This is a genomic window from Hyphomicrobium sp. 1Nfss2.1, assembly GCF_965243865.1.
Classification (GTDB): domain Bacteria; phylum Pseudomonadota; class Alphaproteobacteria; order Rhizobiales; family Hyphomicrobiaceae; genus Hyphomicrobium_A.
In genome coordinates this window covers 1558044-1584645 of sequence record NZ_OZ251603.1, presented here as the reverse complement: position 1 = coordinate 1584645, position 26602 = coordinate 1558044, and the positions used below count along the sequence as shown (strand labels likewise).

At 61.9% G+C, this 26602-nt stretch carries 25 protein-coding genes; 12 read left to right on the top strand and 13 right to left on the bottom strand.

Annotation, left to right across the window (positions count from 1 at the left end; translation table 11 throughout):
• The first annotated feature begins 148 nt into the window (after positions 1-148).
• Positions 149-1003: a metal-dependent hydrolase gene (locus ACP15D_RS07875; protein ID WP_424956979.1), complete on the top strand. Its 855-nt coding sequence runs from the start codon at positions 149-151 to the stop codon at positions 1001-1003.
• A gap of 14 nt (positions 1004-1017) precedes the next feature.
• Here ACP15D_RS07875 and ACP15D_RS07870 read toward each other — a convergent pair whose 3' ends face one another.
• From ACP15D_RS07870 to ACP15D_RS07855, 4 genes are all read right to left on the bottom strand, one after another.
• Complete coding sequence (locus ACP15D_RS07870) at positions 1018-1641, bottom strand: TetR/AcrR family transcriptional regulator (protein ID WP_424956978.1); 624 nt, start codon at positions 1639-1641, stop codon at positions 1018-1020.
• 145 nt (positions 1642-1786) lie between these two features.
• Positions 1787-2404 carry a TadE/TadG family type IV pilus assembly protein gene (locus tag ACP15D_RS07865; RefSeq protein WP_424956977.1) on the bottom strand — a complete coding sequence of 206 codons (618 nt, stop codon included), beginning with the start codon at positions 2402-2404 and terminating at the stop codon, positions 1787-1789.
• Positions 2404-2994 (bottom strand): TadE/TadG family type IV pilus assembly protein, encoded by a 591-nt coding sequence (locus ACP15D_RS07860; protein ID WP_424956976.1) that lies wholly within the window; start codon positions 2992-2994, stop codon positions 2404-2406. The genes ACP15D_RS07865 and ACP15D_RS07860 overlap by 1 nt, the downstream gene beginning before the upstream one ends.
• 117 nt (positions 2995-3111) lie before the next feature.
• Complete coding sequence (locus tag ACP15D_RS07855; protein ID WP_424956975.1) at positions 3112-3585, bottom strand: pilus assembly protein N-terminal domain-containing protein; 474 nt, start codon at positions 3583-3585, stop codon at positions 3112-3114.
• 502 nt (positions 3586-4087) lie between these two features.
• On the opposite strand from ACP15D_RS07855, the gene ACP15D_RS07850 reads away from it, so the two are divergent.
• The 9 genes from ACP15D_RS07850 (at position 4088) to ACP15D_RS07810 (ending at position 13059) form a co-directional block, all read left to right on the top strand.
• Positions 4088-4255, top strand: coding sequence for a Flp family type IVb pilin (locus tag ACP15D_RS07850; RefSeq protein WP_424956974.1), 168 nt, complete (start codon positions 4088-4090; stop codon positions 4253-4255).
• A 74-nt stretch (positions 4256-4329) separates the two neighbouring features.
• Positions 4330-4827: an A24 family peptidase gene (locus ACP15D_RS07845; protein WP_424956973.1), complete on the top strand. Its 498-nt coding sequence runs from the start codon at positions 4330-4332 to the stop codon at positions 4825-4827.
• Positions 4828-4946: 119 nt separating this feature from the next.
• On the top strand, positions 4947-5744 hold the full coding sequence (gene cpaB / locus ACP15D_RS07840; protein WP_424956972.1) for a Flp pilus assembly protein CpaB: 798 nt from the start codon (positions 4947-4949) through the stop codon (positions 5742-5744).
• Between the two features lie 78 nt (positions 5745-5822).
• Positions 5823-7481 (top strand): type II and III secretion system protein family protein, encoded by a 1659-nt coding sequence (locus ACP15D_RS07835; protein WP_424956971.1) that lies wholly within the window; start codon positions 5823-5825, stop codon positions 7479-7481.
• Between the two features lie 13 nt (positions 7482-7494).
• The gene (locus ACP15D_RS07830) at positions 7495-8238 is read left to right on the top strand and encodes a CpaD family pilus assembly protein (RefSeq protein WP_424956970.1); all 744 of its coding nucleotides are present in this window, start codon (positions 7495-7497) and stop codon (positions 8236-8238) included.
• A gap of 22 nt (positions 8239-8260) precedes the next feature.
• Complete coding sequence (locus ACP15D_RS07825) at positions 8261-9577, top strand: AAA family ATPase (RefSeq protein WP_424956969.1); 1317 nt, start codon at positions 8261-8263, stop codon at positions 9575-9577.
• 9 nt (positions 9578-9586) lie between these two features.
• A complete protein-coding gene (locus ACP15D_RS07820; protein WP_424956968.1) occupies positions 9587-11062 on the top strand; it encodes a CpaF family protein in 1476 nt (491 codons plus the stop codon).
• Positions 11055-12050 carry a type II secretion system F family protein gene (locus ACP15D_RS07815; RefSeq protein WP_424956967.1) on the top strand — a complete coding sequence of 332 codons (996 nt, stop codon included), beginning with the start codon at positions 11055-11057 and terminating at the stop codon, positions 12048-12050. Before ACP15D_RS07820 ends, ACP15D_RS07815 begins: the two co-directional genes overlap by 8 nt.
• A 37-nt stretch (positions 12051-12087) precedes the next feature.
• Positions 12088-13059, top strand: coding sequence for a type II secretion system F family protein (locus ACP15D_RS07810; protein WP_424956966.1), 972 nt, complete (start codon positions 12088-12090; stop codon positions 13057-13059).
• A 38-nt stretch (positions 13060-13097) separates the two neighbouring features.
• Here the strand turns inward: ACP15D_RS07810 and ACP15D_RS07805 are convergent, their stop codons facing one another.
• Both ACP15D_RS07805 and ACP15D_RS07800 read right to left on the bottom strand, forming a co-directional pair.
• Positions 13098-14249 (bottom strand): tetratricopeptide repeat protein, encoded by a 1152-nt coding sequence (locus ACP15D_RS07805; protein ID WP_424956965.1) that lies wholly within the window; start codon positions 14247-14249, stop codon positions 13098-13100.
• Between the two features lie 126 nt (positions 14250-14375).
• Positions 14376-15038: a glutathione S-transferase family protein gene (locus tag ACP15D_RS07800; protein WP_424956964.1), complete on the bottom strand. Its 663-nt coding sequence runs from the start codon at positions 15036-15038 to the stop codon at positions 14376-14378.
• Between the two features lie 106 nt (positions 15039-15144).
• On the opposite strand from ACP15D_RS07800, the gene ACP15D_RS07795 reads away from it, so the two are divergent.
• Both ACP15D_RS07795 and ACP15D_RS07790 read left to right on the top strand, forming a co-directional pair.
• Positions 15145-16581 (top strand): leucyl aminopeptidase family protein, encoded by a 1437-nt coding sequence (locus ACP15D_RS07795; RefSeq protein ID WP_424956963.1) that lies wholly within the window; start codon positions 15145-15147, stop codon positions 16579-16581.
• On the top strand, positions 16578-17501 hold the full coding sequence (locus ACP15D_RS07790; RefSeq protein ID WP_424956962.1) for an NlpC/P60 family protein: 924 nt from the start codon (positions 16578-16580) through the stop codon (positions 17499-17501). Before ACP15D_RS07795 ends, ACP15D_RS07790 begins: the two co-directional genes overlap by 4 nt.
• Here ACP15D_RS07790 and ACP15D_RS07785 read toward each other — a convergent pair.
• The 7 genes from ACP15D_RS07785 to ACP15D_RS07755 all read right to left on the bottom strand — a co-directional run bounded on the left by ACP15D_RS07785 (position 17498) and on the right by ACP15D_RS07755 (position 26472).
• On the bottom strand, positions 17498-17965 hold the full coding sequence (locus ACP15D_RS07785) for a hypothetical protein (RefSeq protein WP_424956961.1): 468 nt from the start codon (positions 17963-17965) through the stop codon (positions 17498-17500). The two genes, ACP15D_RS07790 and ACP15D_RS07785, sit on opposite strands and share 4 nt — an antisense overlap.
• 67 nt (positions 17966-18032) lie before the next feature.
• Entirely contained in the window at positions 18033-18674 is a 642-nt protein-coding gene (locus tag ACP15D_RS07780; RefSeq protein WP_424956960.1) for a glutathione S-transferase family protein, read from the bottom strand.
• A gap of 32 nt (positions 18675-18706) precedes the next feature.
• Positions 18707-20344 (bottom strand): ABC transporter ATP-binding protein, encoded by a 1638-nt coding sequence (locus tag ACP15D_RS07775; protein ID WP_424956959.1) that lies wholly within the window; start codon positions 20342-20344, stop codon positions 18707-18709.
• Positions 20345-20353: 9 nt separating this feature from the next.
• Positions 20354-21505, bottom strand: coding sequence for an ABC transporter permease (locus tag ACP15D_RS07770; protein WP_424959192.1), 1152 nt, complete (start codon positions 21503-21505; stop codon positions 20354-20356).
• 77 nt (positions 21506-21582) lie between these two features.
• Entirely contained in the window at positions 21583-22701 is a 1119-nt protein-coding gene (locus tag ACP15D_RS07765; RefSeq protein ID WP_424956958.1) for a microcin C ABC transporter permease YejB, read from the bottom strand.
• A 10-nt stretch (positions 22702-22711) separates the two neighbouring features.
• Entirely contained in the window at positions 22712-24532 is a 1821-nt protein-coding gene (locus tag ACP15D_RS07760) for an extracellular solute-binding protein (RefSeq protein WP_424959191.1), read from the bottom strand.
• Positions 24533-24573: 41 nt separating this feature from the next.
• Complete coding sequence (locus ACP15D_RS07755; protein ID WP_424956957.1) at positions 24574-26472, bottom strand: extracellular solute-binding protein; 1899 nt, start codon at positions 26470-26472, stop codon at positions 24574-24576.
• Between the last annotated feature and the right edge of the window lie 130 nt (positions 26473-26602).

Below are 26602 nucleotides of genomic sequence, written 5' to 3'. Positions count from 1 at the left end.
GGAGGGCAAGAGGCTCGAGACGACTGAGGCCGCGGTATGTTTTCCACATGCGGCATGGGCTGCCTCCCTCCCGCTGGCGCCGAGAATCTGATGGGGAGTTGTGTTTGCCGGCTCGCGGGCCGCGCTGGGAGAGGTGGAGGCACAATCCATGGCAAACTTCCCTACGCATATCGTCGTTGGAACGATCGTTGCCGGTTCGCTGGCCACGCTCACACTTGCGGCCGACGTTATTGCGCCGGAGAACCTCGTCGCGGTGACCTTGGCTGGTTCGCTCGGCTCGGTACTGCCGGACATCGACCTGAAGGACTCGCGTCCCAGCCGTGCGCTGTTTGCGGGGCTTGCCGTGTTCTTCTCATTTGCGCTGCTGTTCCACTTCGCACCGCATCTGTCGATCGCCGAGATGTGGATCTTGTGGCTCGGCTCACTGCTATTCGTGAGGTACGGCCTGCACACGACGTTCCATCGACTGACGAACCATCGAGGCGTTTGGCATTCCTGGATCGCCGGACTGGCATCGGCCTTCGCGACCGTCATCATCTTCTACTACGTGTTTGATCGGCCAGACGGGGTGGCCTGGCTTGCAGGCGGCTTCCTACTGATCGGCTTTCTGACGCACTTGATCCTGGACGAGATCTATTCGGTCGACGTTCTAGGAAACTACATCAAAAAGTCGTTCGGCACGGCGTTCAAGCCATACGACAAGCGGAACCTTACTGGCTCGGCGCTGATGGCAGCCGCGGCGGTAGGGCTGCTATTCCTGACGCCTTCGTTCGGCACGTTCTATGACGGGATCACGTCGCGTCCGATGTGGACGGCGCTCAATGCACGGTTGCTGCCGACCGATGGCTGGTTTGGCGTGGTCAGGGATCGCAGCCTGATTGCACGGCGCCAGTCAAACGATCCGGGCGCACCGGTAACAGGCTCGTTGCCCGCCGCCTCTGCGGCGGCGCCGGCTACCGGTTCGGCCACGGAGCCGCCTCCTTCGGACGTCCCCGCGCCCTGAGGGCGGGCTTGCGATCAGGAATGCGCGGATCGCGCGGGGGTGCGGTTCTCCAGGCCTGCGAGGTAAGTCTGCACGAGGTCGTCGACCAATGAGCGGCCGATGTGCGCCGTCACATGGGATAGCTTATCGGCGGTGGAGATTGAGGTCATGCCGTGTACGCTCGCCCAGAGTGTGCGTGCGTGCTGGCGGCGCGTACCGGGATCGCGGTCGAGCAACAGCGGGGTCATGGCTTCATCGAGCGGTGCGAGGAGCTTGTCGAGCTTCGCTTGGTACCATTCGGGAACGGCGCGGCCAGCGGGCATACGATGCTCGTTGAGCAGGTTCCAGAGTTTTGGACGCTCCTGGGTAAAAGCGAAGTACGCACCGACGAGACGACGGATCCGTTCCGACGGGGAGCCGGAGGTGTCAGTGCCTTCGAGGCGGAGGGCCAGTTCATCCAACAGACGAGCTTCGATGATCAGCAGCAAGTCATCGAGGTTCTCGAAGACATTGTAGAGCGTGCCGGGGGAATAGCCGATGCGTTTGGCAATCTCGCGCGCGGAAAGTCCTTCGAGGCCTTCCTGCTCGACGATGGTCGTGGTGGCGTCGATGATCAGCTCCCGCAATTCCTCGGGAGTGTGTATGGAACGTCGTCCCATGTTTTTTTGACTCGCGCGCTAAGTCGTTTGAAGACTGACGATCCGCTTAGAATAGGCCTGCCGCGGGCGGGAGCAAGCTATTTAGGCTGCGTACGCATCAAAATGCCGGTGGAAGGGCCGTCTGGTCTCGCCGCAGTGGGCATTGTCAGCATTTGCTGATGCAATTGTCGCCTTCGACCAGATCTACGCAGGAATTCCGCGGGCTGTAGTAGGATTTTTCCGTCCATTCCATGCTGGGGCTCATGCCCGGAACATAGCTGCCGAACAGAGAGCTAAATGTATAGGCGGCATCCACCACTATGACGCTTCCGCCGGCCGAGACGATATCGTCAGGGAGCGTGTAGTCAGAACATTGAGCTGGAGCTTCCATGCCGTTGTAGGAGTAGGACCATTCCACTTTCGCCTTTTTCGCGTCGCTGTCGGATGCTTTGACGGAGAAGACTGCGAGCTTAAGCTTGCCGGCGTCGTACGGGGCGAGCATGTGCTTTGTCGAGAGCATGATCCCTTCGAGGTTCGATTCAGCCTCGCTGGCGGATGTCCCGAGATATTCCTCGCGCGAAACGAGGTCGCCTGCTGTCGTGACCGCGGCGATGAAATGGCGATCGTTGGCGATTGCGCGGCCCAGTTCTATGGTGCCGAGAAGCATCAGCATCAATAGCGGTGCAAGCAAACCGAACTCGATCGCAACGCCGCCGTGCGTATCGGCGCGAAGGTTCCGCAGCGAAGCTCTGTACAGGTTGGTGCGCATCGTTGCCTTGTCCATCAGCTATAGGGCTCGCTCTTGAAGGCCAAGGCGGCCTGCATAATGGCAGGGCCGGTTCCATCCGCGCCGCTGCCGAGCTTCAAGAAGCTCATCGTGTTTGCGAGATCCCACTTGTAGCAAACCGTCACCAGAACGACCTGGCTGGCGTCGCCGGCATACTGAGAAAGCAGATCTCCGCTTTCTCCTGACGATTCGGCCATGTTGCCTTCTCCGTCGATGCACGATTGCGGGGTGAGACTACTCCAATCGGTCGCGTGCTGGACCATGACGCTCAGCTTGCTGCAATCAATAACGGGCTCGGAGGCGTCGCACACCAGCTTGCGAAACTCACCGACGGTCATCGGGTTGCCGTCGGCGCCTGCCGATCGCAACTCGCCAGTGAGGATTTTGCGCGAGGCGGTTTTTACGCCGTGCTCGAGGTAGGATGAGTTCAGAAAGTAGAGGCCAAATCCGATGATGCCGAAGATGAAAAGCAGAAAGGGCAGGCCGACGAGCGCGAACTCGATCGCGGCAGCGCCGTCCTCGTTCGTGGCGAGGCGGTGCGTGGTGCTGGAGGTCGGCTTTGGAGTTGGAAAGCGAGCCAAGCGCATGGGGTCCTCGGTGTAGGTTACCGGGACCGTAAGTTCTCGCTTCTAAAGTAGATGTTACTTCGTCTGCAATTTGCGGCACCTGCGTTGATGCCGAGTTAATGCGTGTGCCGGATTGGGCTATTCGCCAGCGGGCTGCTGCTTGGCAGACGCGGATGCGGCGCCGCTCTTCGTGTTGGCTGCTTTGGCGACCGTGTCGAAGTACTCGGGATCATCGCCAATGATCAGCATAGGCGAGCATGTCGGCGCGCAGGTGTAGGTCTGGCGCAGCGGGCCGCGGAACAAAGCCACGGTGCGGCGGTCGTCGCGATCAACCACGACGCGCTGGTCCTGGATGACATTCCGGTCGGCATCGAGCGCGATGATATTGGTGACGCCGAACGACTTGCCGGTGACGACGAGTAGATTGCCACCTTGCACGGCGACGTCGGCGATCGACGGATTGCCGATAATGACCTCGGAAACCGGGCGCGGTAGGCGCAGGAGCTGTGACTGGTCGTAGGCGACGACGAGGTCGGCGGCGGGTGACGCCGAGATGCTGAGAATGAGCGCCACGGCGGCGATAGCTGAACGACTTAGGGTGTTGATCGGCATGTCCTCGAGGTCCGGCGGATGCAGCCTCTACAATTTGAGAGGCATTACCTCAGCAATTGGTGAAGAAACTGGAAACCCTGGTTTTGAAACTCAGCGGTAAGTCAGTCAGAGGAGGTCTTGCCTCCAGCTTGGCGTGGCCGGCGAATTGGCGTTTTTCAGTATTCGAGCTGATCTCGGTCTTTCGTTCTGGAATATTTTTCTGTCGGCTGAACTTATGCTGCGGCGCTTTGGTCATGGCGGAGACAACCGCCGTCGGCCGACCTCGTGCCTAATCTCCAATATTGCTTCATGTCTACTTTAATTATTCTATCTCATATTGAAAAACATCAATCCTTAGCGAATATTTTAACAGGTCGTTAGGAGGTATTTATGAGCAAATTAGTTCGTTTTACTTAGGTTTAAGAGATGGGGTTCCATAACCGGATCAGTCCCGCGGCAATGTCTGACGGGCTCCGGCTCATGCGGGGCATGGGCCGATCCAAAAAATGGGAGTTGCTGTCAAATGAAGACGTTCCTTTCTCGTTTCGCCCAGGATGAGTCCGGTGCAACCGCTATCGAGTACGGCCTGATTGCCGCCCTCATCGGCGTTGCCATCGTGACCGGTGCCGGTCTCGTCGGCACGAAGCTGAACACCATGCTCACTGACATCTCGGCCAAGCTGAAGATCTAGTTCGGTTCTGCGCTCTTGTTCGCCCAGGCCTGCGCCGTTTATCGGCGCAGGCCGATCTTGTGGAGTTGTGTGGAATGGGGCATCAACTCGGGCTCCTCTTTCCCCTCATAATGATTTTCGCGGCAGTGCTCGATGTGCTGACGATGCGCATCGCGAATTGGGTGTCGCTCGCGCTCATTGGCGCGTTCGTCGGCGCGGCGCTGATCGCTGGAATGCCGATGCAGGTGATGCTGCTCCATTTCGGCGTCGGGCTAGCGGTTGTGCTGGCGACGATGGTGCTGTTTCAACTCAGGCTCTTCGGTGGCGGCGATGCCAAGTTGCTCGCGGCTGCATCCGTTTGGGTTGGGTATCAGCAACTATTTCCGTTTCTCATTTGGGTCACCGTATTCGGTGGTGCGCTCGCCGTTGTGATGCTCGCTTATAGAAGCGTGCCTGCGGGAGCTTTTCCGCTGCCCGATTGGGCTCTGCGTCTGCATAAGCGCGAAGAGGGGATCCCATACGGCGTTGCGATCTCAGCCGGCGCGCTTGTGGTCTACCCGATGACCACCATTCCCTTGCTGCTCGGCCATTGATCGGGTGGACCGAGGACACGCCCAGCCTCAATTCGTTACGGCAGTTAACTTTGCGTTGACGATTGTTCGGCAGTGTCGGGAGCGTACGGTTTTGCACCGCGGATAAGGACGCGTCGGCAGTGAAGCGAGGACAATTGATCGGCATTGCGATTGCGGGCGGAGCTGGGCTCCTCGCCTTCATTCTCATGCGTTCGATCGTCAACGAGCCGAGCGCGCCGAAACAGGTGGCTGTGCAAGTCGATGCAACCGAAGTGCTCGTTGCACGGCATGACATTCCGCTTGGTCAGGTGACCAAGGCGACCGACTTCCGTTGGCAGACATGGCCGAAAGAGGCCGTGACGCCGTCGTTCATCACCGAGGGCAGCGGTGGCGGCATGAAGGTGGTCGAGGGTGCTATTGCCCGGGCGCCATTGCTCGAAGGCGAGCCGGTGACCAGCCAGAAGCTCATCAAGCCGGGGCAGGGCGGCGTGCTAGCCGCGATCTTGCCGAGCGGCATGCGCGCGATCTCGACGAAGATCAAGGAAGAGACGGCGGCGGGCCGTCTCATTCTTCCGAACGACCGGGTCGATGTGATCCTGACGCGCCGCGAGCGCAGTCCGACGGGGCAAGACGAGGCCGTGTCGGACACTCTGTTCCAGAACGTTCGGGTGCTGGCCATCGGGCAAAGCATCGGCACGAAGGAAGGTACGAAACTGTCCGAGGGCAATGCCAGTACGGCAACCTTGGAACTCAATCCACGGCAGGCTGAGTTGTTGGCGCGCGCCAACTCCACCGGGGAAATCAGCCTTGCCCTGCGTAGCGTTGTCGACGGCGATCTCAAGGGTAAGGGACCGACCGCGGCCATGAACGATCAACGCGGCAGCACCGTGCGGGTACTCCGCTACGGCGTTCCCTCGCGTGCGTACGGCGTAAACTGAGTTGGCGTCATCAGTTTTCGGCTGTTCGAAAAAGGTACATCTAACATGCGATCGACCCTAAAGTGGGCGCGCGCCAGCATGGCTGCAGTTTTCTTCGTCGTCAGCAGCTTCGGCAACGTTCACGCGGCGGATTTCAGTGGAAGGCCTGCTGCGCGGGGGCAGACGGGGGGGGATTCCGTTCTGCGCATTCCTGCGAATGCCGCGTTTCCGCTGACCAAGCGCCTCGATCTGGGAATCGGCCGTTCGGTAGTCGTGCAGTTTCCCGTGCCGCTGAAGGACGTGCTCGTCTCCGATCCGAAGGTGCTCGATGCGGTCGTGCAATCGTCGGACCGCGTGTTCCTGATTGCCAAGGGGACCGGGCAGACGAACGCTTTCTTCTTCGATGAGTACGGCCAGCAGATCCTGACGCTCGATGTCGCCATCGGTGCGGACTTGTCGGCGCTCGACCAATTGCTGGGGCGCCTTATTCCCGGCTCCAACGTGCACAGCGAGATCGCGGGACGCGCGATCGTGCTGACGGGCACGGTGCGCACGCCGATAGATTCGGACCGCGCAGCGCAGATTGCGGCGCAGTTTGCGCAGGCGAATGCCCAGGTAGGCAGCATCATCAATTCGAGTGCGCCAAGCGCGTCGACCAGTTCGACGACCACGAGCAACACGACCATCGGCGGCAGCTATCAGTCGGCCACGACGGATGCAGGCGGCGGCTCGAACTCCGATGCGGCCGACGTCTACGGCTCCAAACCGATCATCAATCTCATCTCCGTCGAGGCGGAAGAGCAGGTGATGCTGCGCGTCAGCGTGGCGGAGGTGCAGCGCACGATCCTGAAGCAGTTCGGCATCAACGTTGGCGCGTTGGTCAACTCGGGCAACTTCACCACCGCCGTGCTGTCGGCCAATGGGTTGCCCCTGACAGCAGCCACGCTCGGTACGTTGCCGACGGCAGGCATCGGCTCGGAGGGAGCACTTGCCGGTGCGATGAGCTTTTTCAACAGTGGCCCTTCGTACGGCAGCGACCTGACTGCCTTCGGCAACTCTGGCGTCGCCACCATGTGGCAGTCCGGCAATCAGGCAGTCGGCGGTGCGCTGCGCGCGCTGGAGCGCGACGGCCTCGTCAAGACGCTGGCCGAGCCGAACCTCACTGCCGTATCTGGCGAACCGGCGAAGTTCCTCGCTGGCGGCGAATATCCTGTGCCGGTTGTCGACAGCCTTGGACAGGTGAGTGTTTCCTATAAGGAATACGGCATCGGCCTGGCCTTCACGCCTGTGGTGCTGTCGGAAGGGCGCATCAGCTTGAAGATCGAGAGCGAGGTCAGCGAACTGACGCTGCAGGGCGCGGTTGTGCTCTCGAACATTCAGATTCCAGCATTGAAAAAGCGAAGCGCGAAATCGACGGTCGAGCTGCCGTCGGGTGGCTCGATCGCCATTGCCGGTCTTCTGTCGGAGGACACGCGGCAGAACATCGACGGCTTTCCCGGCCTCAAGGATCTGCCGATCCTCGGCACGCTGTTTCGTAGCCGTGATTACCAGCGAGACGAAACAGAACTCGTCGTGATCGTGACGCCCTACTTGGTGCGTCCGGTTGCGCGGCAGGAGCTGGCGCGTCCGCTCGATGGTCTTGCCGATCCGACCGACCGGAAGGCGAACTTCCTTGGGCATATCAATCGCATCTATGGCGCCGGCCGGCCTGCTCCCGTCGGCGACCTCAAGGGCGATTACGGTTTCATCGTGGAATAGGACGGAAGGTGTCATGACCATGAAGCATGCGATGCGCCTTTCCGGATTACGAAGCAGCCGGCTCCGCGCGGCGAAGCTGCTGGCGATCTCTCTGGCGAGCCTCGGCATGGTGGGCTGCAAGACGACGGACGATCCGACCCGCGTTGCGGGCTGGACGCTCATCGATTCTTCGCAGCGGCATCCGATCCTGGTGTCACAGGAGCCGACGACGCACCTCATTCGCGTGGCCCGAGGGGCGCATGGTCTGACATCGTCGCAGCGGGCGCAGCTCATGAACTTTGTCGATCACTTCCGCGCAACAGATTCTGGCAACAGCCGCCTGGTCGTGACCGTGCCGAGCGGCGGCACGAACGAAGTCGGCGCGATGTACGCGGTGCAAGAGATCCGCAACATCCTTAGCGACCAGGGTTTCGGCAAGTCGGACATCTCGGTCGAGGCCTATAACGCCGAGGGCGCGGGTGATCCGCCGATCCGGGTGTCGTATTTGCGCTACGTGGCCGAGCCGCCGCAGTGCGGAGATTGGTCGACCAACCTCGCTTATGAGCCGACGAACCTGCCGTATCCCAATCTCGGGTGCGCGCAGCAACGCAATCTGGCGGTGATGGTCGCCAATCCGGCCGATCTTCTCGGGCCGCGCAGCGAGACGGCGCGTTCGGGCGAGCGTCGCGATCAGGTTTGGGGCAAGTACGTCACCGGTCAGCCGACCGGCGCGCGCAAGAGTGTCGATGAGCGCGTGAACAAAGACACCAGTAACTAAAGTGAGCAAGGTCGACTTCGTCATGTCAAATCAAGCCAAGCCCTTTGGTGGCGAGCCGGAAGAGATGGCCGGTGTCGGTGCGCCGCTGGCTGAGCTCGATGAGCCGGCGGTGCCAGCGCCGTCGACACGTGCGCGGCCGATTCCGCGCATTTCCATCCAGGCTTTCTGTGAGAACGGCGCGACCGCTGAGATCATCCGGATCGCTGCCGAGGATCGGCGACTGGCGAAGGCGCACGTCAACGTGCACATGGGCGGCATCGAGGCGGCTGTCGTCCACTATCAGCAGAACCCGACGCCGAACCTCATCGTGCTCGAGAGCAGCTTGCCGCGAGATCATTTGCTGGCAGAACTGGACCGGCTGGCGGAGAACTGCGATCCGGGCACGAAGGTGCTGATCATCGGCCAGGTCAACGACGTGATGCTCTACCGCGAGCTTCTCCGCCGCGGGGTCAGCGAATACCTGGTCGATCCGGTCGAGCCGCTGCAGCTGATGGAGGCCATCTCCCAGCTCTACAACAATCCCGATACCGAGCCCGTTGGACACGTCTACGCGTTTGTCGGCGCCAAGGGGGGCGTTGGGTCCTCGACGGTGTGCCACAACACTGCGTGGGCGTTGTCGGAGGCGCTGAAGGCGGACGTCGTCATCGCGGATCTCGATCTGGCGTTCGGTACGACGGGCCTGGACTTCAATCAGGACCCCATGCAGGGGATTGCCGATGCGCTATCGACGCCGGAACGGCTGGACGAGGTGCTGCTCGACCGCCTGCTGACGAAGTGCTCGGAGCACCTGTCGATCTTTGCGGCCCCGGTGGCGCTCGATCGGGACTACGACATTTCCGTCGAGGGGTGCGACCAGGTCATCGACGTGGTGCGCCAGAATGTACCCTACGTGGCGGTAGACCTGCCGCACGTGTGGACGCCGTGGGCGAAGGGCGTATTGCTGCAGGCCGACGAGGTGGTGATTACGGCCGTTCCCGATCTCGCCAACCTGCGCAATGCGAAGAACATGATCGATCTTCTGCAACAGGTCCGGCGCAACGATTCCAAGCCGCGGCTGGTCATGAACATGGTCAATATGCCGAAGCGGCCAGAGATCAGCGTGAAGGAATTCGAGGCTGCGGTCGGGCTCAAGGCGATCGCCGTCATCGATTTCGACAGCGAGGTGTTCGGCCAGGCGGCCAACAACGGGCAGATGATCGAGGAGCTGAATGCGAAAGCGCGTTCGGCAAGCGGGTTCCGAGACATCGCGCTGGCAATCAGCAACCGGCGTGATGCCCAAGCGACCAAGAAGGCCTCAGGGTTTGCGCCGTTCCTCGAGAAGTTGAAGCTCAAGCGTTAGGGACTGTAGATGTTCGGTAAGCGTAGCAACGACACTCCCGCTCACCGCGTTCAGCAGCCGCTTCTGCCGACGGCGCAGCCGGCGGTAGCGGAGCCGCGCCAGACGCCAGCGAAGGCCGCGCCGCCGAAAGTTCCGCCGGCACCCGCAAGCTCGAGCGATCAGCGGCGGCATTCGGAAGAGTACTACGACGTCAAAACGACGGTCTTTAATGCGCTGATCGATACGATCGATCTGACGCAGCTCGCCAAGCTCGAGCCAGCATCGGCGCGTGAAGAAATCCGCGACATCGTCTCAGAGATCATCCAGATCAAGAATGTCGTCATGTCTATTGCCGAGCAGGAAGAGCTGCTCGAGGACATATGCAACGACGTGCTCGGCTACGGACCGCTGGAGCCTTTGCTTGCGCGCGACGAAATTGCCGACATCATGGTCAATGGTGCGGATACCACTTACATTGAAGTCGCGGGCAAGGTGCAGCGTACGAGCGTGCGGTTTGCCGACAACCTGCAACTCATGAACATCTGCCAGCGCATCGTCAGCCAGGTTGGCCGCCGTGTCGATGAGTCGAGCCCGATATGCGACGCGCGCTTACCCGATGGCTCGCGCGTCAACGTCATTGCGCCGCCGCTCGCCATCGACGGCCCGGTGCTCACCATCCGAAAATTCAAGCGCGACCGGCTCAATCTGGAGCAGCTCGCGAGGATGGGATCGATCTCTGCAGAGGCGAGGACCATCCTCGACGTCATCGGCCGTGTCCGCTGCAACGTGCTGATCTCTGGCGGTACCGGTTCGGGCAAGACGACGCTCCTCAATTGCTTGACGGGCTCGATCGAGGACGATGAGCGCATCATCACCTGCGAAGACTCGGCGGAGCTTCAGCTGCAGCAGCCGCATGTCGTGCGGCTCGAAACGCGGCCGCCGAACCTGGAGGGCGAAGGCGAGATCAAGATGCGTGATCTCGTCAGGAACTGCCTGCGTATGCGTCCGGAGCGGATCATCGTGGGCGAGGTGCGCGGTCCGGAAGCGTTCGACCTGTTGCAGGCTATGAACACTGGCCACGATGGTTCCATGGGTACATTGCACTCCAACAGCCCACGCGAAGCCATCAGCCGTCTTGAATCCATGATTATGATGGGCGGCTTCCAGCTGCCCTCGCGCACGATCCGCGAAATGATCACCGGGTCGATCGACATCATCGTACAGGCGGCACGTCTGCGCGATGGCTCGCGCAAGGTGACGCACATTACCGAAGTCGTCGGCATGGAAGGCGATGTCGTGACCCTGCAGAATCTCATCGTCTACGAGATCACGGGCGAAGATGCGAACGGGCGCATCCTTGGACGGCACCGGTCCACGGGCATTGCGCGGCCACGGTTCTGGGAGCGCGCGGTCTATTACGGGCAGGAGGGACGTCTCGCCGATGCGCTGGCTACGGCCGAGGTGCTTGATGAGAACGGCAATCCGCTGGGAGATGTGAATGTCTGATCCCGGCCTGCTTTCGTTCGGCGCCGCGCTGCTGGCTGCATTGGCATTCGGTGGCCTCGCCTACGCACTGCTCTATCCGTACTTTTCGGCGGACAAGGAGCAGAGCTCGCGCGTCAAGAGTGTTGTCGATTCCAAGCGGACGGCGCTTACACCGCTGGAGCAGGCGGCTGCGCGCCGCAAGCCGGTCGCAGAGACCTTGAAGGAGATCGAGGAGCGGCAGAAGGCGGCGCAGAAGGTTTCGCTGCGTTTGCGGCTACACCGGGCAGGGCTCAAAATAACGACGCGAGTGTTCTGGCTGGCGAGCTTCGTCTGTGGTGGCGTGCTTGCAGCCCTCGTCAGCTTGTCGCTTCCTCCAAGCTCAACTCGCATGTTTCTTGTGGTTGTCATCGGGTTGATTGGTGTGTTCGGCGTGCCGCGGTGGGTCGTGAACCGGATCACATCGCGCAGGCAGCAGAAGTTCACGCTGGAGCTGCCGAATGCGATCGACATTGTCGTGCGCGGTATGAAATCGGGCCTGCCGCTCAACGAGTGCCTCGCTATCGTCGCGCGCGAGAGCGCCGAGCCATTGGCGAGCGAGTTCCGCGAGGTGATGGACCAGCAGCGTGTCGGCGTGCCGCTTGGTGAGGCGCTGGAAAAGCTGACGGGGCGCATGCCGCTGCCGGAGGTCAAGTTTCTATCGATCGTCATCGCCATTCAGCAGCAGTCGGGCGGTAACCTGTCAGAAGCGCTGGGCAATCTTTCGGGTGTGCTGCGCGACCGCGTGCGTCTGCAGATGAAGATCAAGGCGTTGAGCGCGGAAGCCAAAGCATCGGCCATCGTGCTCGCTGCGCTGCCGCCAACGGTGATGTTCCTCCTCTACCTATCGTCGCCTGACTATATCAGGCCGCTGTTCGCAACGCGTGTGGGCAACCTTGCGCTCCTGGGATGCGGCCTATGGATGATGACGGGTGTGTTGGTGATGAAGAAGATGATCAACTTCAAGTTCTAACGATAGCGGGCAGCGCGCGCGTTCGAGGTATACGGCCATGGATCTGATCCAGCTTTTCACCGACCCGACGTTCCTCGTCACCATTCTGGTGGCGATCTGCGCATTTGCGACGGTGCTGACAATCGCCATGCCGATCCTTGCTGAGGATCGCATGAACCAGCGCATGCGCGCGATGGCCGTCGAGCGCGACAAGATGCGGGCAGAGCGCATGGCCGAAATGGCGGCGCGCGACAAGCAGGGACGGCTGCGGCGCACGCCGACCGGCTACATGCAGCAGATCGTCGATAGCCTCAACCTGCGCAAGATGCTTGATACCGAGGACTTGCGCGATCGTTTGAAGCGTGCGGGCTTGCGTGGGCAGGCGCCACTGGTGGCGTTCATGTTTTTCCGCGTCGCTGCCCCTACCGTCTTCTTCCTCTTGGCGGCGTTCTACCTATTCGTGCTTGGCGTGGTCAATTATCCGGCGACAGTCAAGCTGATGATGTGTATCGCAGCGGCGTTTCTCGGCTCATATGCGCCGAGTATCTTTATCGAGAACCTCATTCAGAAGCGCCAGCAGTCGATCCGGCTGTCATTTCCCGATGCGCTGGACATGCTGCTGATCTGCGTGCAGTCGGGCATGTCGGTTGAGGCAGCATTCGGCAAGGTGTCGAAGGAAGTTGCGAACCAGTCGCTTGAGCTCGCGGAAGAACTGAGCCTGACCACCGCCGAGCTGTCATACCTGCAGGACCGCCGACAGGCGTTCGACAATCTAGGCAAGCGCACGGGGCTGCCGGGCGTGAGGGCGGTAACGACAGCGCTGGTGCAGGCGGAGCGCTACGGCACGCCAGTCGGGCAGGCGCTGCGCGTGATGGCGAAGGAAAATCGCGAGATCCGTCAGTCGGAGGCGGAGAAGAAGGCTGCTGCGCTGCCGCCGAAGCTGACCGTGCCGATGATCCTGTTCTTCCTGCCGGTGCTGTTCGTGATCATCCTGTTTCCGGCGGCGATCCGATATTTCCAGTGGCAGTGAGACGCGTGCACTGACCGGCCTCGCGGCCGATCGAGTGCCTATCTCTTGAACTGGGCGACCACGGAATTTCTGTGCTGGGGCTCCTTAGCCGGCGTGTCTGCAGTGACATCGTCCGCTACAGCAAATTGCGCGGCCATTTCCGAGACCGACAGAACCTTGGGATGAGCCGAGGATGGTGCCGCGGCGAGGGCTGCCGGCGTGGCCGGCTCAGACACTACCCAACCTTGGTCATTGGCGGCGGCGGGATCGCTCACGGGCGTGTTAGAGAGGCGAGCAACCTTCTCGACGGGTGCCGCGTCGACCGTCGGCAATTGGGCGATCATCTTGGATTCAGTGTTCCACTGCGCCGGTTCAGAGCTGGGCACCGACTTGGGATCGAGCTGCACGACCTGACGCAGATAGTCGGCGTTCTCGGTGGCATTGTTCATGGGCATGTCGCGTGCGGCGACGAGCTTGGCTTCGTCGTACTTGCCTCTCAGGCCGAGCACGAGGGCAAGGTTCTGGCGAATGCGCGGGGAAGTGTCGTCGGAGGCGGCGGCCTGACGCAACATCGATTCGGCTTTGCCGGCGTCGCCGTTCATTGCGTAGGCGAGCGCGAGGTTGCTCATGACCGACGGCTGATCCTGCGAGAGGACGCGGGCGCGCTCGAAGTATGGGATGGCGTCATCATATTTGCCTTCCTTGGCAAGGGCGGCGCCGCGGGCGGAGATGACGCGCCAGTCCGGGCGCGCCGGATCGTCGGCAACGGCGAGAAGCTGTTTGGCGACCGACACCTGACCAAGATCGAGGGCAAGGCGACCATATTCGCTGGCAAGCTCACGATCCTGTCCGTGATAGAGCGAGACCTGCTGCAGCACCACCAAGGCGCGGCGCTTCTCCCCCATGGCCTTTAGATTGCGGGCGTAGCTGAGAGCGGGCTGAAGGTCGCGCGGGTTTTTGGCGTAGATCTGCCCCCAATAATCGGTGGCCTTGAGAAGTTCAGTGCTGACGCCGCCCGAGGCTGTGGGGTCTTGCGCCTGGGGCGCGGGAGGGGACTTCTGGGGAAGAGCGGCCGTCTGGTCGCTATTGGCGACGGAAAACAATCCGGTCGAAGTCTTGAGCGTCTGGCCGCACGCGCCAAGCATCAGCGAGGCTGCGAGGGCGGCAATGGTTCCGCCCTGGCGGAGCCGGCGGGGCGAAGAGATCAGCATTTAAGTCTCCCTGACAGTCAAGCGAGACGGGTTCGCCCCGAATCTCTGTCCTTTGACGGTCAGGGTGTGAGACACTTCTCAATAAACGATTAAGCCTCGCTAAGAGTACGTTAAGGGATGGGATGGCTATGGCGCGGCGGCCACTTGGGCCTTGGCGCCGGCGATCCATTCGTACATTTCGGGCATTGCAAAAATGGCGTCGACGTAGGTCGCGGCGGTGCCATCGTCGCCGAAGCGTGCAAGGTCCGGGAGGTAGGTGCGGAAGCGCGAGGTGACTGGCGCATACATCGCATCGGCCGCGGTGAAGTTGCCGAACAGGAACGGCCCGCCGCTCCCGTAGTTCGACCGGCACTCGCGCCACAGCGCTACGATGCGCCGGACATCGGCTTCGACATCTTCGGGGACCGGGTCGAGGGGTGCCACGGCAAGGATATCCATGGAACAGGTGCGGCGTAGGGGCATGAAGCCGGAGTGCATCTCCGCCGCCGCGCAGCGGGCACGTGCGCGGGCTTCAATGTCGGCCGGCCAAAGCGCCTTCTCGGGGTGCCGATCCGCCAGGTATTCGAGGATGGCGAGGCTATCCCAGACTGGAAAATTACCGTCGAGAAGCAGCGGGACCATGCCGGCAGGGCTGAATTTCAGGATTTCGGCTTTGGAATCAGGTTGCCGGAGGCGAACGTTAATCTCCTCGAACGGCAGCCCCAACCGGCGCATGGCGAGCCAGGGCCTGAGGCTCCAGCTCGACCAGTTCTTGTTCCCGATGACCAAGCGGTAGCGTTGTCCGGCCATGCTCTTGCCTTGCCCTCTGTGATCTTGTCTTGTGCCCACGAGTCGATCGGGGTCCCCTATTAGATGCCCGATCAGGTCTTGGCTTGCCAGCAGCGAGCAGCAACAGATGAACGACGAAACATTGCCGCGCGAACTCGCCTCAGGCGAAGACATCTTCGTCGCGGATGGAGCGGGCGGAAAAGAGATCCCGATCTTCGCGGTTGGGCAGGACACGGTGCTCGATGACCTTCCGCTTTCGGCCGAACAGCGGAACTGGATCAAGGCCGTTGGCTTCAAAGGGGCAGCAAAGCAGCAGACGCTGGTGCCCGGTCCGGACGGGGGCATCGCGGCGGTTTTGCTGGGGCTTGGCGGCGGGGCCTGCGGGGAGCCATCGGGCACATCTGAGCTGCTGCTGGGTCTACTGCCGCAGTCTTTGCCGTCGGGCAGCTATCAGCTTTCGCTGCCGGCGCAGGATCCCACGCTCGCGGCTATCGCTTGGGGCCTCGGCAGCTACCGCTATGGCCGATACAAGACAAAGAGCGGGGGCTCGCGTTGCGTCAGCCTGCGCCTGCCGGAAGGCGCCGATCGCTCGCTGGCGCTCGGAACCATCGAGGCGGTGCGCCTCGGCCGCGATCTGATCAACACACCGGCTTCCGATCTCGCACCAGCGGACATCGAGGCGGCAGCGCGGGAGCTGGCGCTGAGGCACGGCGCGCAGATCGACGTGACGGTGGGCGAGGATCTGCTCGCTCAGAATTTTCCGATGATCCATGCGGTGGGCCGGGCAAGCCCGCGGGCGCCGCGGCTGATCGACATGCGGTGGGGGCGCGAGGGCGCGCGCACGGTTACGCTGGTCGGCAAGGGAATCACGTTCGACACCGGCGGTCTCGATATCAAGCCGCCGAGCGGCATGCTGCTGATGAAAAAAGACATGGGCGGCGCGGCGACGGTGCTGACGCTGGCGCACATGATCATGTCGCAGAAGCTCGATGTGCGATTGCGGGTGCTGATACCGACGGCGGAGAACAGCATCTCGGGCGATGCGTTCCGTCCGAGCGACGTTTTGAATTCGCGTGCGGGGATCACGGTCGAGGTCGGCAACACGGATGCAGAGGGGCGTCTGGTGCTGGCCGACGCGATCGCTCTGGCCGACGAGGAGGCACCACAGTCGCTTTACGTGTTCGCGACGCTGACCGGTGCAGCGCGCAGCGCGCTCGGTCCCGACTTGCCGGCGATGTTCAGCAACGACGATGCGTTCGCTGCCGAGATGATGAGCGCGTCGGTTGCGATCGGCGATCCGGTGTGGCGCCTGCCGCTGTGGCCGGGGTACGATGCGAAGCTTGAAAGCTCTGTGGCCGACATGAACAATGTGTGGGACACGCCGATGGCCGGGTCGATCACCGCCGCGCTGTTCCTCAAGCGCTTCGCGACGAAAGCGCAGCGCTTTGCGCACTTCGACATCTATGGCTGGCGCCCGGCAGCGGGGCCTCTGGGTCCTCGCGGAGGCGAGCCACAAGCAGCGCGCGCTCTTTATGCGATGCTGGCAAGGGAAGCTTGCCAATGAGCGATAGAGACGAGGACGTGAGCATTGAAAGCACGTCGGCGCCGACGCAACGGCTCGATCCGCGACGAAATCCGTTTCGTCCTGATCTCGCGGCTGAAAGCCTCTACGGCAAGGTGAGCGTGCCGCGTTACGTGGAAGGATTTCCAGGGCAGGTGATGCGCGCCTCAGTGCCGCTGCGCAGCCGCCCGACTCCGACGTTCGGGTTCGAGACCGAGGCGCTGTTCGGCGAGCGCGTGACCGTATTCGACGAACGCGACGGCTGGGCGTGGGTGCAGCTCGATCGGGACAAGTACGTCGGCTATGTGCCGTCGGAGGCGTTGTCTCCGGAAATCGAGGAGCCGACGCACAAGGTGCGCTCGCTGGGTACGTTCGTGTACCCGGTGCCGGATATCAAATCGCCGCCGTTGATGCACCTAAGTCTCAACGCTGAATTGAGCGTCGTTGAGGGCGATGATCGCTTCGTGATGCTGAAGGGTGGCGGGTTTGTCGTCAGCCGACACGTTGGCGAGATCGGCAGGATAGAGCCGGACTTCGTGGAGATCGCCGAACGCTTCATTGGCACGCCGTACCTGTGGGGCGGGCGCACGCGGCTGGGCATCGATTGCTCGGGGTTGGTGCAGATGTCTTTGGCGGCAGCGGGCATTTTCGCGCCGCGCGATACAGACATGCAGCAGGCCGAAGTGGGCACGCTGGTGGAAATTCCGGACGTGCTTGAGGGGATGCAGCGCGGCGATCTCATCTATTGGAAGGGGCACGTCGGCATTATGGCCGATAGCGTCACGCTCGTTCACGCCAACGCACATCATATGCAGGTTGCGGCGGAGACGCTGCCGGAGGCTATCGAACGCATCGCCAAGCTTGGTGCGGAGATCGCTGCAGTGAAGCGCTTGCCGGGGTTGTCGGCAAAGTCAGCTGCTTAGCGGCGGTAGGGAAGGAAGCGCTTTTCGCGCAACTCGGTGCCATCATCGTCGAGCGTCGGTGCACGCAGGTCCCAGGCGCCGCGGGTTTCCTTCCAAATTCCGCCGCCTGGCAGCATGACGATGGTTTCTACGGCACGCTCGAGCCCGGTAAGCCGGCTGATCCAACGCCGCTGTACGATCGAACCGTCCGCTACCGCGTTGGCCAGAGGCACGATCCACTCGAAGGTTTCGACGGGTCGGCTCTCGTAGGTTTCGCCAGCGATCGAAAGATCATAGTTCTGGTCGGCGTGCAGGATCAGTTCGAACGGGCAAGCGCTGGCAACCATCGGGGCAACGTCGATGCGCCAGAAGTCGCTCGTCTCGGTTTCCTCTATGCGCGCGGCGTCCGCGACGGAGGGTGCCCAGTAGCGCAGGGCAGTGATCGTCGATTGAAGCCGTGAGCGGAAGACGTCGTCAGGTAGCATCGTTCCAGCGGGGCTGATCGCAGATGGCAGCTACGATGCCGCAATCCAAGACAGAGCGGAACCACTTTTACGTGTTTATCTGCTGCGCAATGGCTGCGTCGTAGGCGAGCTGCCGCTGCAACGCGGGGCGCTGCTTCAGCAGATCAACGTAAGCGACGAACTCAGGCAGATCGGGCAGCAGCTTGAATTGAATGCCCCAATGCAGCGTCGAGCCGATGACGACGTCGGCCGCGGTGAGGCGCTCGCCGAGCAAATACGGTGACGCCTTAGCTACGGCGTCGCGCAGCACGGAAATCACAGTGTCATAGTCGGCCCAGCCGGAGGTTGTGCGTGGCGCCGCGGCGCGGCCAAGCGCCTTATCGATCATGACAGGCTCGATGCAGCTCGGGGAATAGAACAGCCACTTGAGATACGGGCCGCGCAAAGGATCGTGCACGTCGGGTGCGAGCCCGGCGTTGGGATAAGCGTCAGCCAGGTAGCAGCAGATGGCGGAGACCTCGCTGACGATGGTGTCGCCATCCACCAGCGTCGGAACCTTCCCCATAGGGTTGATGGCAAGGTATTCCGGCTTGCGCTGCTCGCCCTTTTGCAGTGTCAGCAGTTCGATGGAGAACGGCTCGCCAAGCTCCTCAAGAATCCATAAAGCGGTGGACGAACGTGTGCGGGCGGCGTGGTAGAGCTTCAACTTAGCGTTCGCGACTTGGGGCATGGCGAGTTCCTTGGCGAAGCAAGCGATCCGGCTCAGCCGGCAAGCACGTTCGCGTGCTCGACGGAGATGTTGAACGCCGCGGCGAACAGGGCCTTAGTGTAGTCTTCCTTCGGGTCGGCGAAGACCTCGGCGGCCGGTCCTTCCTCGACGACCTTGCCGTTGCGCATGACAACAACATAGTTGCACAGCGCGCGGATCACTTTCAGGTCGTGGCTGATGAACAGGTAGGCGAGGTCGCGCTTCTTCTGCAGGTCGCGCAGTAGGTCGACGATCTGCGCCTGCACCGACATATCGAGTGCGCTGGTCGGCTCGTCGAGCATGATGAATTGGGGCTGCAGCACCATGGCGCGGGCGATGGCGATGCGCTGGCGCTGGCCACCGGAGAATTCGTGCGGATGGCGATCCTGGGCATCGGGGTCGAGGCCGACTTCCTTCAACGCGGTGCTGACGCGCGCGCGGCGCTCGGCGGCGCTCAACTCGGGCGCCTGGATGGTCAGGCCTTCTTCGATGATCTGGCCTACGGAGAGGCGCGGCGACAGCGATCCGTAAGGATCCTGGAAGACGATCTGCATGTCTTTGCGCAAGGGGCGCATGTCGCGGCTGCTCAAGCCGTCGATGCGGTTGCCCATGTAGACGATTTGCCCTTCGGAGGAGATCAGCCGCAGGATTGCAAGGCCAAGCGTGGTTTTGCCGGAGCCAGACTCTCCGACGACGCCGAGCGTCTGGCCTTTACGCAGCTTGAGTGAGAGACCGTCGACAGCCTTCACGTAGTCGACGGTTCGGCGCATCAGGCCGCGCTTGATGGGGAACCAGACCTTGAGGTTCTCAGTCTCGACGACGACGGGTGCGCTGTCGTTGGCAGGAGGCGGGTCACCCTTGGGCTCGGCGGCGAGAAGCTGCTTGGTGTAGGCGTGGCGCGGCGCGGTGAAGATTTCCTCCGTCTCGCCTTCCTCGACGATGTGGCCGCTCTTCATAATGTAAACGCGCTCGGCCATTTTGCGCACGATGCCGAGGTCATGGGTGATGAGCAGCATCGCCATGCCCATCTCGCGCTGCAGCTGCTTCAGCAGCTCGAGGATCTGCGCCTGGATGGTAACGTCGAGCGCTGTGGTCGGCTCGTCGGCGATGAGCAGGTCTGGCTCGTTGGCGAGGGCCATGGCGATCATCACGCGCTGACGCTGGCCGCCGGACAGCTGATGCGGATAAGCGTCGAGGCGCTGCTCGGGGTCACGGATGCCGACCTTGTGCAGCAACTCCAGCACGCGGGCGCGCACGGACTTCTCGTCCATGTGCTTATGGATGCGCAGCACCTCGCCGACCTGCCGTTCGATGGTGTGGAGCGGATTGAGCGAGGTCATCGGCTCCTGGAAGATCATCGAAATGCGATTGCCGCGTACGCGCTGCAGCTGCTTCTCGGAGAGCTTGAGCAGGTCGCGGCCCTCGAACCAGATCTCGCCGGCAGGGTGCGATGCGGATGGGTAGGGCAGCAGGCGCAGGATCGACAGGGCCGACACGGTCTTGCCGGAGCCGGACTCGCCGACGAGGGCGACGGTCTCGCCCTTGCCTATGCGGAAGGAGACGTCTTCAGCAGCGATGGCGGTGCCACGCGCGAACGCGACGGACAGATCGCGGACATCGAGGAGGGCGCGGTGATGGTTGTTCGCTGTCATCGCGGCCCCCTAGCGGAACGTCTTGCGCGGGTCGAGCGCATCGCGCACCGCCTCGCCGATAAAAATGAACAGCGACAGCATGATCGCGACGGAGAAGAAGCCGGTGAGGCCGAGCCAAGGCGCTTCGAGGTGGCGCTTGCCCTGCAGCAGCAGTTCACCCAGCGATGGCGATCCGGGCGGTAGGCCGAGGCCGAGGAAGTCGAGCGCGGTCAGCGCGGCGACGGCGCCGGATAGCTGGAACGGTAGGAAGGTGAGCGTCGCCACCATGGCGTTGGGAAGCATGTGCTTCCACATGATCTTGCTGTGCGACAGGCCGAGCGCACGAGCGGCTTTGACGTACTCGAAATTGCGCGCGCGCAGGAACTCGGCGCGCACGACACCGACGAGGTTCACCCATTCGAACAGCAACAGAATGCCGAGCAACGTCCAGAAGCCGGGGATCAGCACCGAGGAGATGATGATCAGCACGAACAGTGATGGCACGGACGACCAGATTTCCAGGAAGCGCTGGAATATGAGGTCGGTCTTGCCGCCGAAGTAGCCTTGCACGGCGCCGGCGGTCACGCCGATCATGCCGGAAAGGACGGCGAGCAGGAGGCCGAACAGCACCGAGATCCGGAAGCCATAAATTACGCGGGCGACGATATCGCGGCCCTGATCGTCGAGGCCGAGCCAGTTGGTATTGCCGAGCGTCTTGAAGCGGGCGAGCTGATCGGGCGGGGCATCGCACAGCGGCAAGCTGGAGGCCCACGGCGGGGGGGCGGGATAGCCAAGGCAAAGCCCGTCGGAGGATTTGCGCCCCGGGTAGTCCTTGTTGATCGTGTCGTACGAATAGCGGATCGGCGGCCAGATGGCCCAGCCGTTTGCGTTGATCTCGTCGAGGATCACCGGGTCTTTGTAGTCGGTCACCGCAAGAAAGCCGCCGAACTTCTCTTCCGGGTAATCGACGAGCACCGGAGACAGCCACTCGCCCTTGTAGCTGACGAGGAGCGGGCGATCGTTAGCGATAAACTCGGCGAACAGCGACAGCGTGAAAATGACAAGGAAGATGCACAGGCTGCGATAGCCGCGCCGGTTGGCCTTGAAGTTGGCGAAGCGGCGCTGGTTGAGCGGCGAGAGCTTGTCGGTGGAGGGCATCCGTCGGCGCAGCCATTCGGGCATCTGCGCGCGATGCTCTTCCTCGGGCGGGGGCTGTGATTGCGGCAGCGGCGTTTCGAGCGCTCTCAGATCGTCCATCGCTAGACCTCCCGGCTCTCGAAGTCGATGCGGGGATCAACGAGCGTGTAGACGAAGTCCGAGACGATGTTGAGCAAGAGGCCCATCAGCGAGAAGATCCAAAGCGTGGCGAAGACCACGGGATAGTCTCGCTTTTCGATCGACTCGAACGACAGGAGGCCGAGGCCATCGAGCGAGAAGATGGTCTCGATCAGCAGGGCGCCGGAGAAGAATGCCGAGATGAAGGCGCCGGGGAAGCCGGCGATGATGAGTAGCATGGCGTTGCGAAAAACGTGCCCATAGAGCACGCGGTTCTCAGTGAGGCCCTTGGCGCGCGCGGTGGTTACGTACTGCTTGCGGATCTCATCGAGGAACGAGTTCTTGGTGAGGAACGTCATGGTCGTGAACGCGGTCAACGACATGGCGATGATGGGCAGCGTCAGATGCCAGAAGTAATCGACGACTTTTCCGAACAGAGACAGTTGATCGAAGTTGTCGGAGGTCAAGCCGCGCGAGGGGAACCACTGGACGAAGGCGCTGCCGGCGAACAGGACCAGCAGCAGCACGGCGAAGAGGAAGCCGGGCACGGCGTAGGCGATGACCAGAATGGTGCTCGACCAGGTGTCGAAGGGCTCCCCGTCGTGCACGGCTTTGCGGATGCCGAGCGGGATCGAGATCATGTAGGAGAGCAGCATCATCCATAGGCCGAGCGATATGGAGACGGGCAGCTTTTCCTTGATGAGCTGCAGCACCGAGACGTCGCGGAAGTAGCTCTTGCCGAAGTTGAAGGTGAGGTAGTTCTTCATCATCAGGTAAAAGCGCTCGTAAGCGGGCTTGTCGAAGCCGAACTGCTTTTCGAGACTCTTGATGAATTCGGGGTCGAGGCCTTGGGCGCCGCGATATTTCGAGGTGATGGCATCGGCGCCGCCCTGGCCGAGGGCTGCCTGATTGCCGCCGGAAAGCGTTTCGCTGCCGCCGCCGCCGATGCGGGAGACCAGGGATGAGTCATTGCCACTGAGCTGCGCAATGATGCGATCGACAGGGCCGCCAGGTGCGAACTGAATGATGATGAAGCTGATCAGCATGATGCCGAATAGCGTCGGGATGATCAGCAGCAGGCGCTTGAGGAAGTAGGCGACCATGGTGCGGGGCTCAATTCTGCTTCAGCTTGGCGGCTTTGTCGGGATCGAACCACCAGGTGTCGATGACGCCCTCGTCGTATTTGGGCATGACGGCTGGACGCGAATATTTGTTCCAGTATGCAACGGTCTGCACGGGCTTATACCACTGCGGCACCCAGTAATTGCCGGCGCGCAGTACGCGATCCAAGGCGCGGGCGGCTATGGTCAGATCGGCGCGCGTTTTCGCTTCTATCATCTTTGTCATCAGAGCGTCGACAACGGGATCGGAAATGCCCGAAAGATTGAAGCTGCCATCCATCTTGGCCGCGTCCGATCCCCAGTAGGATTTGACTTCGACGCCGGGGGTGAGGCGCAGCGAGTAACGCTGGATCGCCATGTCGAAGTCGAAGCTCTTGATGCGGCGCTCATACTGCGCGGGGTCGATCATACGCAGGCTTGCGTTGATGCCGACGCGTTTCAGGTTGGCGATATAGGGCAGGATGATGCGCTCAAAGCCGGACTCGAAGCTGAGGATCTCGATGTCGAGCGGCTTGCCTCCGGCGCCGTAGCCCGCGGCGGCGAGAAGATCGTGAGCTTTCTTGAGGTTGTCGCGGTCGCGCCCTGAACCATCGGTGACGGGCGGGGTATAGGGTTCGCCGAATACTTCGGGTGGAAGCTGGTTGCGATAGGGCTCGAGCAGCACGAGTTCCTCGGCACTCGGCGGGCCGACGGCCTTCATTTCCGAATTCTCGAAGTAGCTCTGCGTGCGGGTGTAGAGCTCGAAGAACAAGTTCTTGTTCGACCATTCGAAGTCGAAGGCGAGATCGAGGGCTTTGCGGACGCGCGGGTCCTGGAATTTGTCGCGCCGCATGTTGATGAAGAAGCCCTGCGCGCCGGAGGGGCGGCCATCAGGGATCGTCTCGCGGACGAGGCGGCCCTCTTTGACCGAGGGGATGTTGTAGGCGGTCGCCCAGTCAATGGAGGTGAATTCCTCGCGATAGTCGAAGTTGCCGGCTTTAAGCCCTTCCAGCTCCAGCGTGCGGTCGCGATAGTACTCGTAGCGCAGCTCATCGAAATTGAAGCGACCACGGTTTACCGGGAGATCCTTGGCCCAATAGTCAGGGCGGCGCTTGTAGGTGACGTAGGTGCCGGGCTTGTAGTCGGCGATCGCGTAGGGGCCTGAGCCGAGCGGCTTTTCGAGTGAACTCTGATCGAACGGGTGCTTGGTATAAAAGGCCTTGGACAGCACCGGCAGCTCGGCGACGACGAGGGGCAGGTCGCGCACGAGATTCCCCTTGAAGGTGTAGCGCACGGTGTGCGGATCGACCGCCTCAGCCTTGTCGACGTCGCGCAGCGTGAGCCGATAGTTCGGGTGGCCCTTGGATTTCAGTGTCTCGAACGAGAAGACCGCGTCTTCGGCAGTGACGGGCGTGCCGTCGGCGAACTTCGCTTCAGGACGGAGCTGGAAGACGACCGACATTTTATCGGGTGCCAGGTCGGCACTTTCGGCGATGAGGCCGTAGACGGCATCGGGCTCATCGACGGCGCGGGCCATGAGACTGTCGAACAGGTATTCGAGGCCCTGGGCTGAGTCGCCCTTCAATATGAAGTTGTTGAAGCTGTCGAAGGTGGTGCGACCGGCGGTACCGATCATGGCCAGGCGGCCGCCCTTGGGGGCGTCAGGATTGACATATTCGAAGTGCTTGAAGTCGGCCGGGTACTTCAAATCACCGAACGCCGAGAGGCCATGGCGCGGTTCGGCCGTTGCCTTCGAGATGAGCGCCCCCGGGGCGATGACCCCGGAGGCGAGAGCGACTGCGACGAAGGCGAGTGTGGCGAAGCGGGTGAGCATTTCGGGCTGTCGCACCGGTCGTGCCTCCTGCTGGATCGCCATCACTGGCCCCGCTGTGCCGCTAGGGCCTTTTCCTTGTCGGCGTCGAACCACCACGTCTGTGTGAGGGCGGAGGTCTGAGACGGTGTCTTAGCCGGGCGTCCGAACACATCCCAATAGGCGATGCGCTCATAGGGGTAATGCCACTGCGGGACGACGTAGTAGTTCCACAGCAGCACGCGATCGAGCGCGCGCGTGGCGGCAACGAGATCTGCGCGGTCCTTGGCGAAGACGACCTTGTCGATCAGCTTGTCGATGGCCGGGTTCTTGATGCCGGCGGTGTTCTTGGTGCCGTCGCGATCGGCCGCCGCGGAGCCCCAGAAGTCGCGCTGCTCGTTGCCGGGTGATTCCGACTGCGGGAAGTTGTCGATGATGACGTCGTAGTCGTGCGAGTCCTCGCGGCGCTTGTACTGCGCGCTGTCGACGATGCGCACGGACGCATTGATGCCGAGCTTTTGCAGATCCTGAATGTAGGGGAGGACGATGCGTTCGAACTCGGGCTGAACAAGCAGGAATTCGGCGTTGAGTGTCTCGCCCTGCGCATTCTTCAGCTGCCTGCCGTCGAGCTTCCAGCCGGCTTCGTTGAGAAGCTTCGAAGCTTCGCGCATGTGCTTGCGGAAATCGTCGGGTGCGGTGTTGACGGGGTTCTTCCACTCGGTGGTGAACACCTCCGGCGGGACTTGATCTTTTACCTCGTTGAGGATTTCAAGCTCGCGCCCTTCGGGCAGGCCCTTGGCGGCCAGCTCGGAATTGTCGAAGTAGCTGCCGACGCGGACGTAAGAATTATAGAACAACTTCTTGTTCGCTTCCTCGAAGTTGAATGCGAGCGCGAAGGCCTTGCGTACACGCGGATCCTCGAATTGCTTGCGGCGCTGATTGAAGACGAACGACTGCATGGGGGCGACACGCTTGACGGGGATCGCTTCCTTCTTCACCCAGCCTTTTTCGATGGCGGGGAAGTTGTAGGCCGTGGCCCAGCGGTTGGCGACACTCTCTGCCCAGTAGTCGATCTTGCCCGACTTGAACTGCTCGAAGCCCGGCGTGCGATCGAGGAAGTAGGTGTAGTTCATCTCGTCGAAATTATACTGACCCTTCTGAACCGGCAGGTCCTTTGCCCAGTAGTTTTTGACGCGCTCGTAGGTGATGGAGCGGCCAGGGTCGAAGCTCTTGATGCGGTAGGCACCGGAGCCGAGCGGCACTTCGAGACTCGATTTGGTGATGTCTCGCGGCTGGCCGTCGGCGCCGTTCGTTTCCCACCACTTCTTCGGCAGCACGGTGAGCTGGCCGACGATCTGGGGAAGCTCACGGTTGTTCTTGGTGTCGAAGGTGAAGGTCACCTCGTTGGGGCCGGTCTTCTCGGCCTTGGTGACGTTCTTGTAGTAGAACGCCATGCGCGGGTGAGCTTTCTTCTGGGCATCGAGCGAGAAGATCACGTCCTCAGGCGTGATCGGGGAGCCGTCGTTGAAGCGCGCTTTCGGATTGAGGCCGAAGGTGACCGAGGAGAAGTCTGCGGGGTAGGACACCCACTCGCAGATGAGGCAGTACTCGGTCGATGGTTCATCGGGGCTGCCGGTCATCAGGGAATCGTAGATGAGGCCGAGGCCGGCGGCTGGGTCGCCCTTGACGCTGAAGGCGTTGAGACTGTCGAACGAGCCTTCGGCGAAGGCGCGTAGGGTGCCGCCCTTGGGGGCATCCGGGTTCACCCAGTCGAAATGGTCGAAGCCCGCCTCGAACTTGGGCTTATCGACGAGCGACAGAGCGTGATGGCGCGGGGGTGATGGCGGGGAGACCTGTGGATCCGCAGCGGGGGTAGAGGCCGGCTCCTGCGCGAAGGCGGGGCCGGCGGCGAAGCAGATCAGGGCTGCAAGGCATGCGGCGGGGACGTCGAGACGCAAGCGCATCAGGCGTTTTCCCTTTTATAGGTCTTGGGATTGAAGAAGGTGTGGCTCTGGGGCGAGTGGAGTTCGAACGGCATCGCGCTCCGCAAGTGACCTTCTAGACATGACAACGCCCCGAGCCTCGCAAAATACG

What these genes read in the sequence shown, in the direction of transcription:
- ACP15D_RS07875 (WP_424956979.1), top strand. Translation starts at nt 149, where the DNA reads ATGGCAAACTTCCCTACGCATATCGTCGTTGGAACGATCGTTGCCGGT.
- ACP15D_RS07870 (WP_424956978.1), bottom strand. Translation starts at nt 1,641, where the DNA reads ATGGGACGACGTTCCATACACACTCCCGAGGAATTGCGGGAGCTGATC.
- ACP15D_RS07865 (WP_424956977.1), bottom strand. Translation starts at nt 2,404, where the DNA reads ATGGACAAGGCAACGATGCGCACCAACCTGTACAGAGCTTCGCTGCGG.
- ACP15D_RS07860 (WP_424956976.1), bottom strand. Translation starts at nt 2,994, where the DNA reads ATGCGCTTGGCTCGCTTTCCAACTCCAAAGCCGACCTCCAGCACCACG.
- ACP15D_RS07855 (WP_424956975.1), bottom strand. Translation starts at nt 3,585, where the DNA reads ATGCCGATCAACACCCTAAGTCGTTCAGCTATCGCCGCCGTGGCGCTC.
- ACP15D_RS07850 (WP_424956974.1), top strand. Translation starts at nt 4,088, where the DNA reads ATGAAGACGTTCCTTTCTCGTTTCGCCCAGGATGAGTCCGGTGCAACC.
- ACP15D_RS07845 (WP_424956973.1), top strand. Translation starts at nt 4,330, where the DNA reads ATGGGGCATCAACTCGGGCTCCTCTTTCCCCTCATAATGATTTTCGCG.
- ACP15D_RS07835 (WP_424956971.1), top strand. Translation starts at nt 5,823, where the DNA reads ATGGCTGCAGTTTTCTTCGTCGTCAGCAGCTTCGGCAACGTTCACGCG.
- ACP15D_RS07830 (WP_424956970.1), top strand. Translation starts at nt 7,495, where the DNA reads ATGACCATGAAGCATGCGATGCGCCTTTCCGGATTACGAAGCAGCCGG.
- ACP15D_RS07825 (WP_424956969.1), top strand. Translation starts at nt 8,261, where the DNA reads ATGTCAAATCAAGCCAAGCCCTTTGGTGGCGAGCCGGAAGAGATGGCC.
- ACP15D_RS07820 (WP_424956968.1), top strand. Translation starts at nt 9,587, where the DNA reads ATGTTCGGTAAGCGTAGCAACGACACTCCCGCTCACCGCGTTCAGCAG.
- ACP15D_RS07815 (WP_424956967.1), top strand. Translation starts at nt 11,055, where the DNA reads ATGTCTGATCCCGGCCTGCTTTCGTTCGGCGCCGCGCTGCTGGCTGCA.
- ACP15D_RS07810 (WP_424956966.1), top strand. Translation starts at nt 12,088, where the DNA reads ATGGATCTGATCCAGCTTTTCACCGACCCGACGTTCCTCGTCACCATT.
- ACP15D_RS07805 (WP_424956965.1), bottom strand. Translation starts at nt 14,249, where the DNA reads ATGCTGATCTCTTCGCCCCGCCGGCTCCGCCAGGGCGGAACCATTGCC.
- ACP15D_RS07800 (WP_424956964.1), bottom strand. Translation starts at nt 15,038, where the DNA reads ATGGCCGGACAACGCTACCGCTTGGTCATCGGGAACAAGAACTGGTCG.
- ACP15D_RS07795 (WP_424956963.1), top strand. Translation starts at nt 15,145, where the DNA reads ATGAACGACGAAACATTGCCGCGCGAACTCGCCTCAGGCGAAGACATC.
- ACP15D_RS07790 (WP_424956962.1), top strand. Translation starts at nt 16,578, where the DNA reads ATGAGCGATAGAGACGAGGACGTGAGCATTGAAAGCACGTCGGCGCCG.
- ACP15D_RS07785 (WP_424956961.1), bottom strand. Translation starts at nt 17,965, where the DNA reads ATGCTACCTGACGACGTCTTCCGCTCACGGCTTCAATCGACGATCACT.
- ACP15D_RS07780 (WP_424956960.1), bottom strand. Translation starts at nt 18,674, where the DNA reads ATGCCCCAAGTCGCGAACGCTAAGTTGAAGCTCTACCACGCCGCCCGC.
- ACP15D_RS07775 (WP_424956959.1), bottom strand. Translation starts at nt 20,344, where the DNA reads ATGACAGCGAACAACCATCACCGCGCCCTCCTCGATGTCCGCGATCTG.
- ACP15D_RS07770 (WP_424959192.1), bottom strand. Translation starts at nt 21,505, where the DNA reads ATGCCCGAATGGCTGCGCCGACGGATGCCCTCCACCGACAAGCTCTCG.
- ACP15D_RS07765 (WP_424956958.1), bottom strand. Translation starts at nt 22,701, where the DNA reads ATGGTCGCCTACTTCCTCAAGCGCCTGCTGCTGATCATCCCGACGCTA.
- ACP15D_RS07760 (WP_424959191.1), bottom strand. Translation starts at nt 24,532, where the DNA reads ATGCTCACCCGCTTCGCCACACTCGCCTTCGTCGCAGTCGCTCTCGCC.
- ACP15D_RS07755 (WP_424956957.1), bottom strand. Translation starts at nt 26,472, where the DNA reads ATGCGCTTGCGTCTCGACGTCCCCGCCGCATGCCTTGCAGCCCTGATC.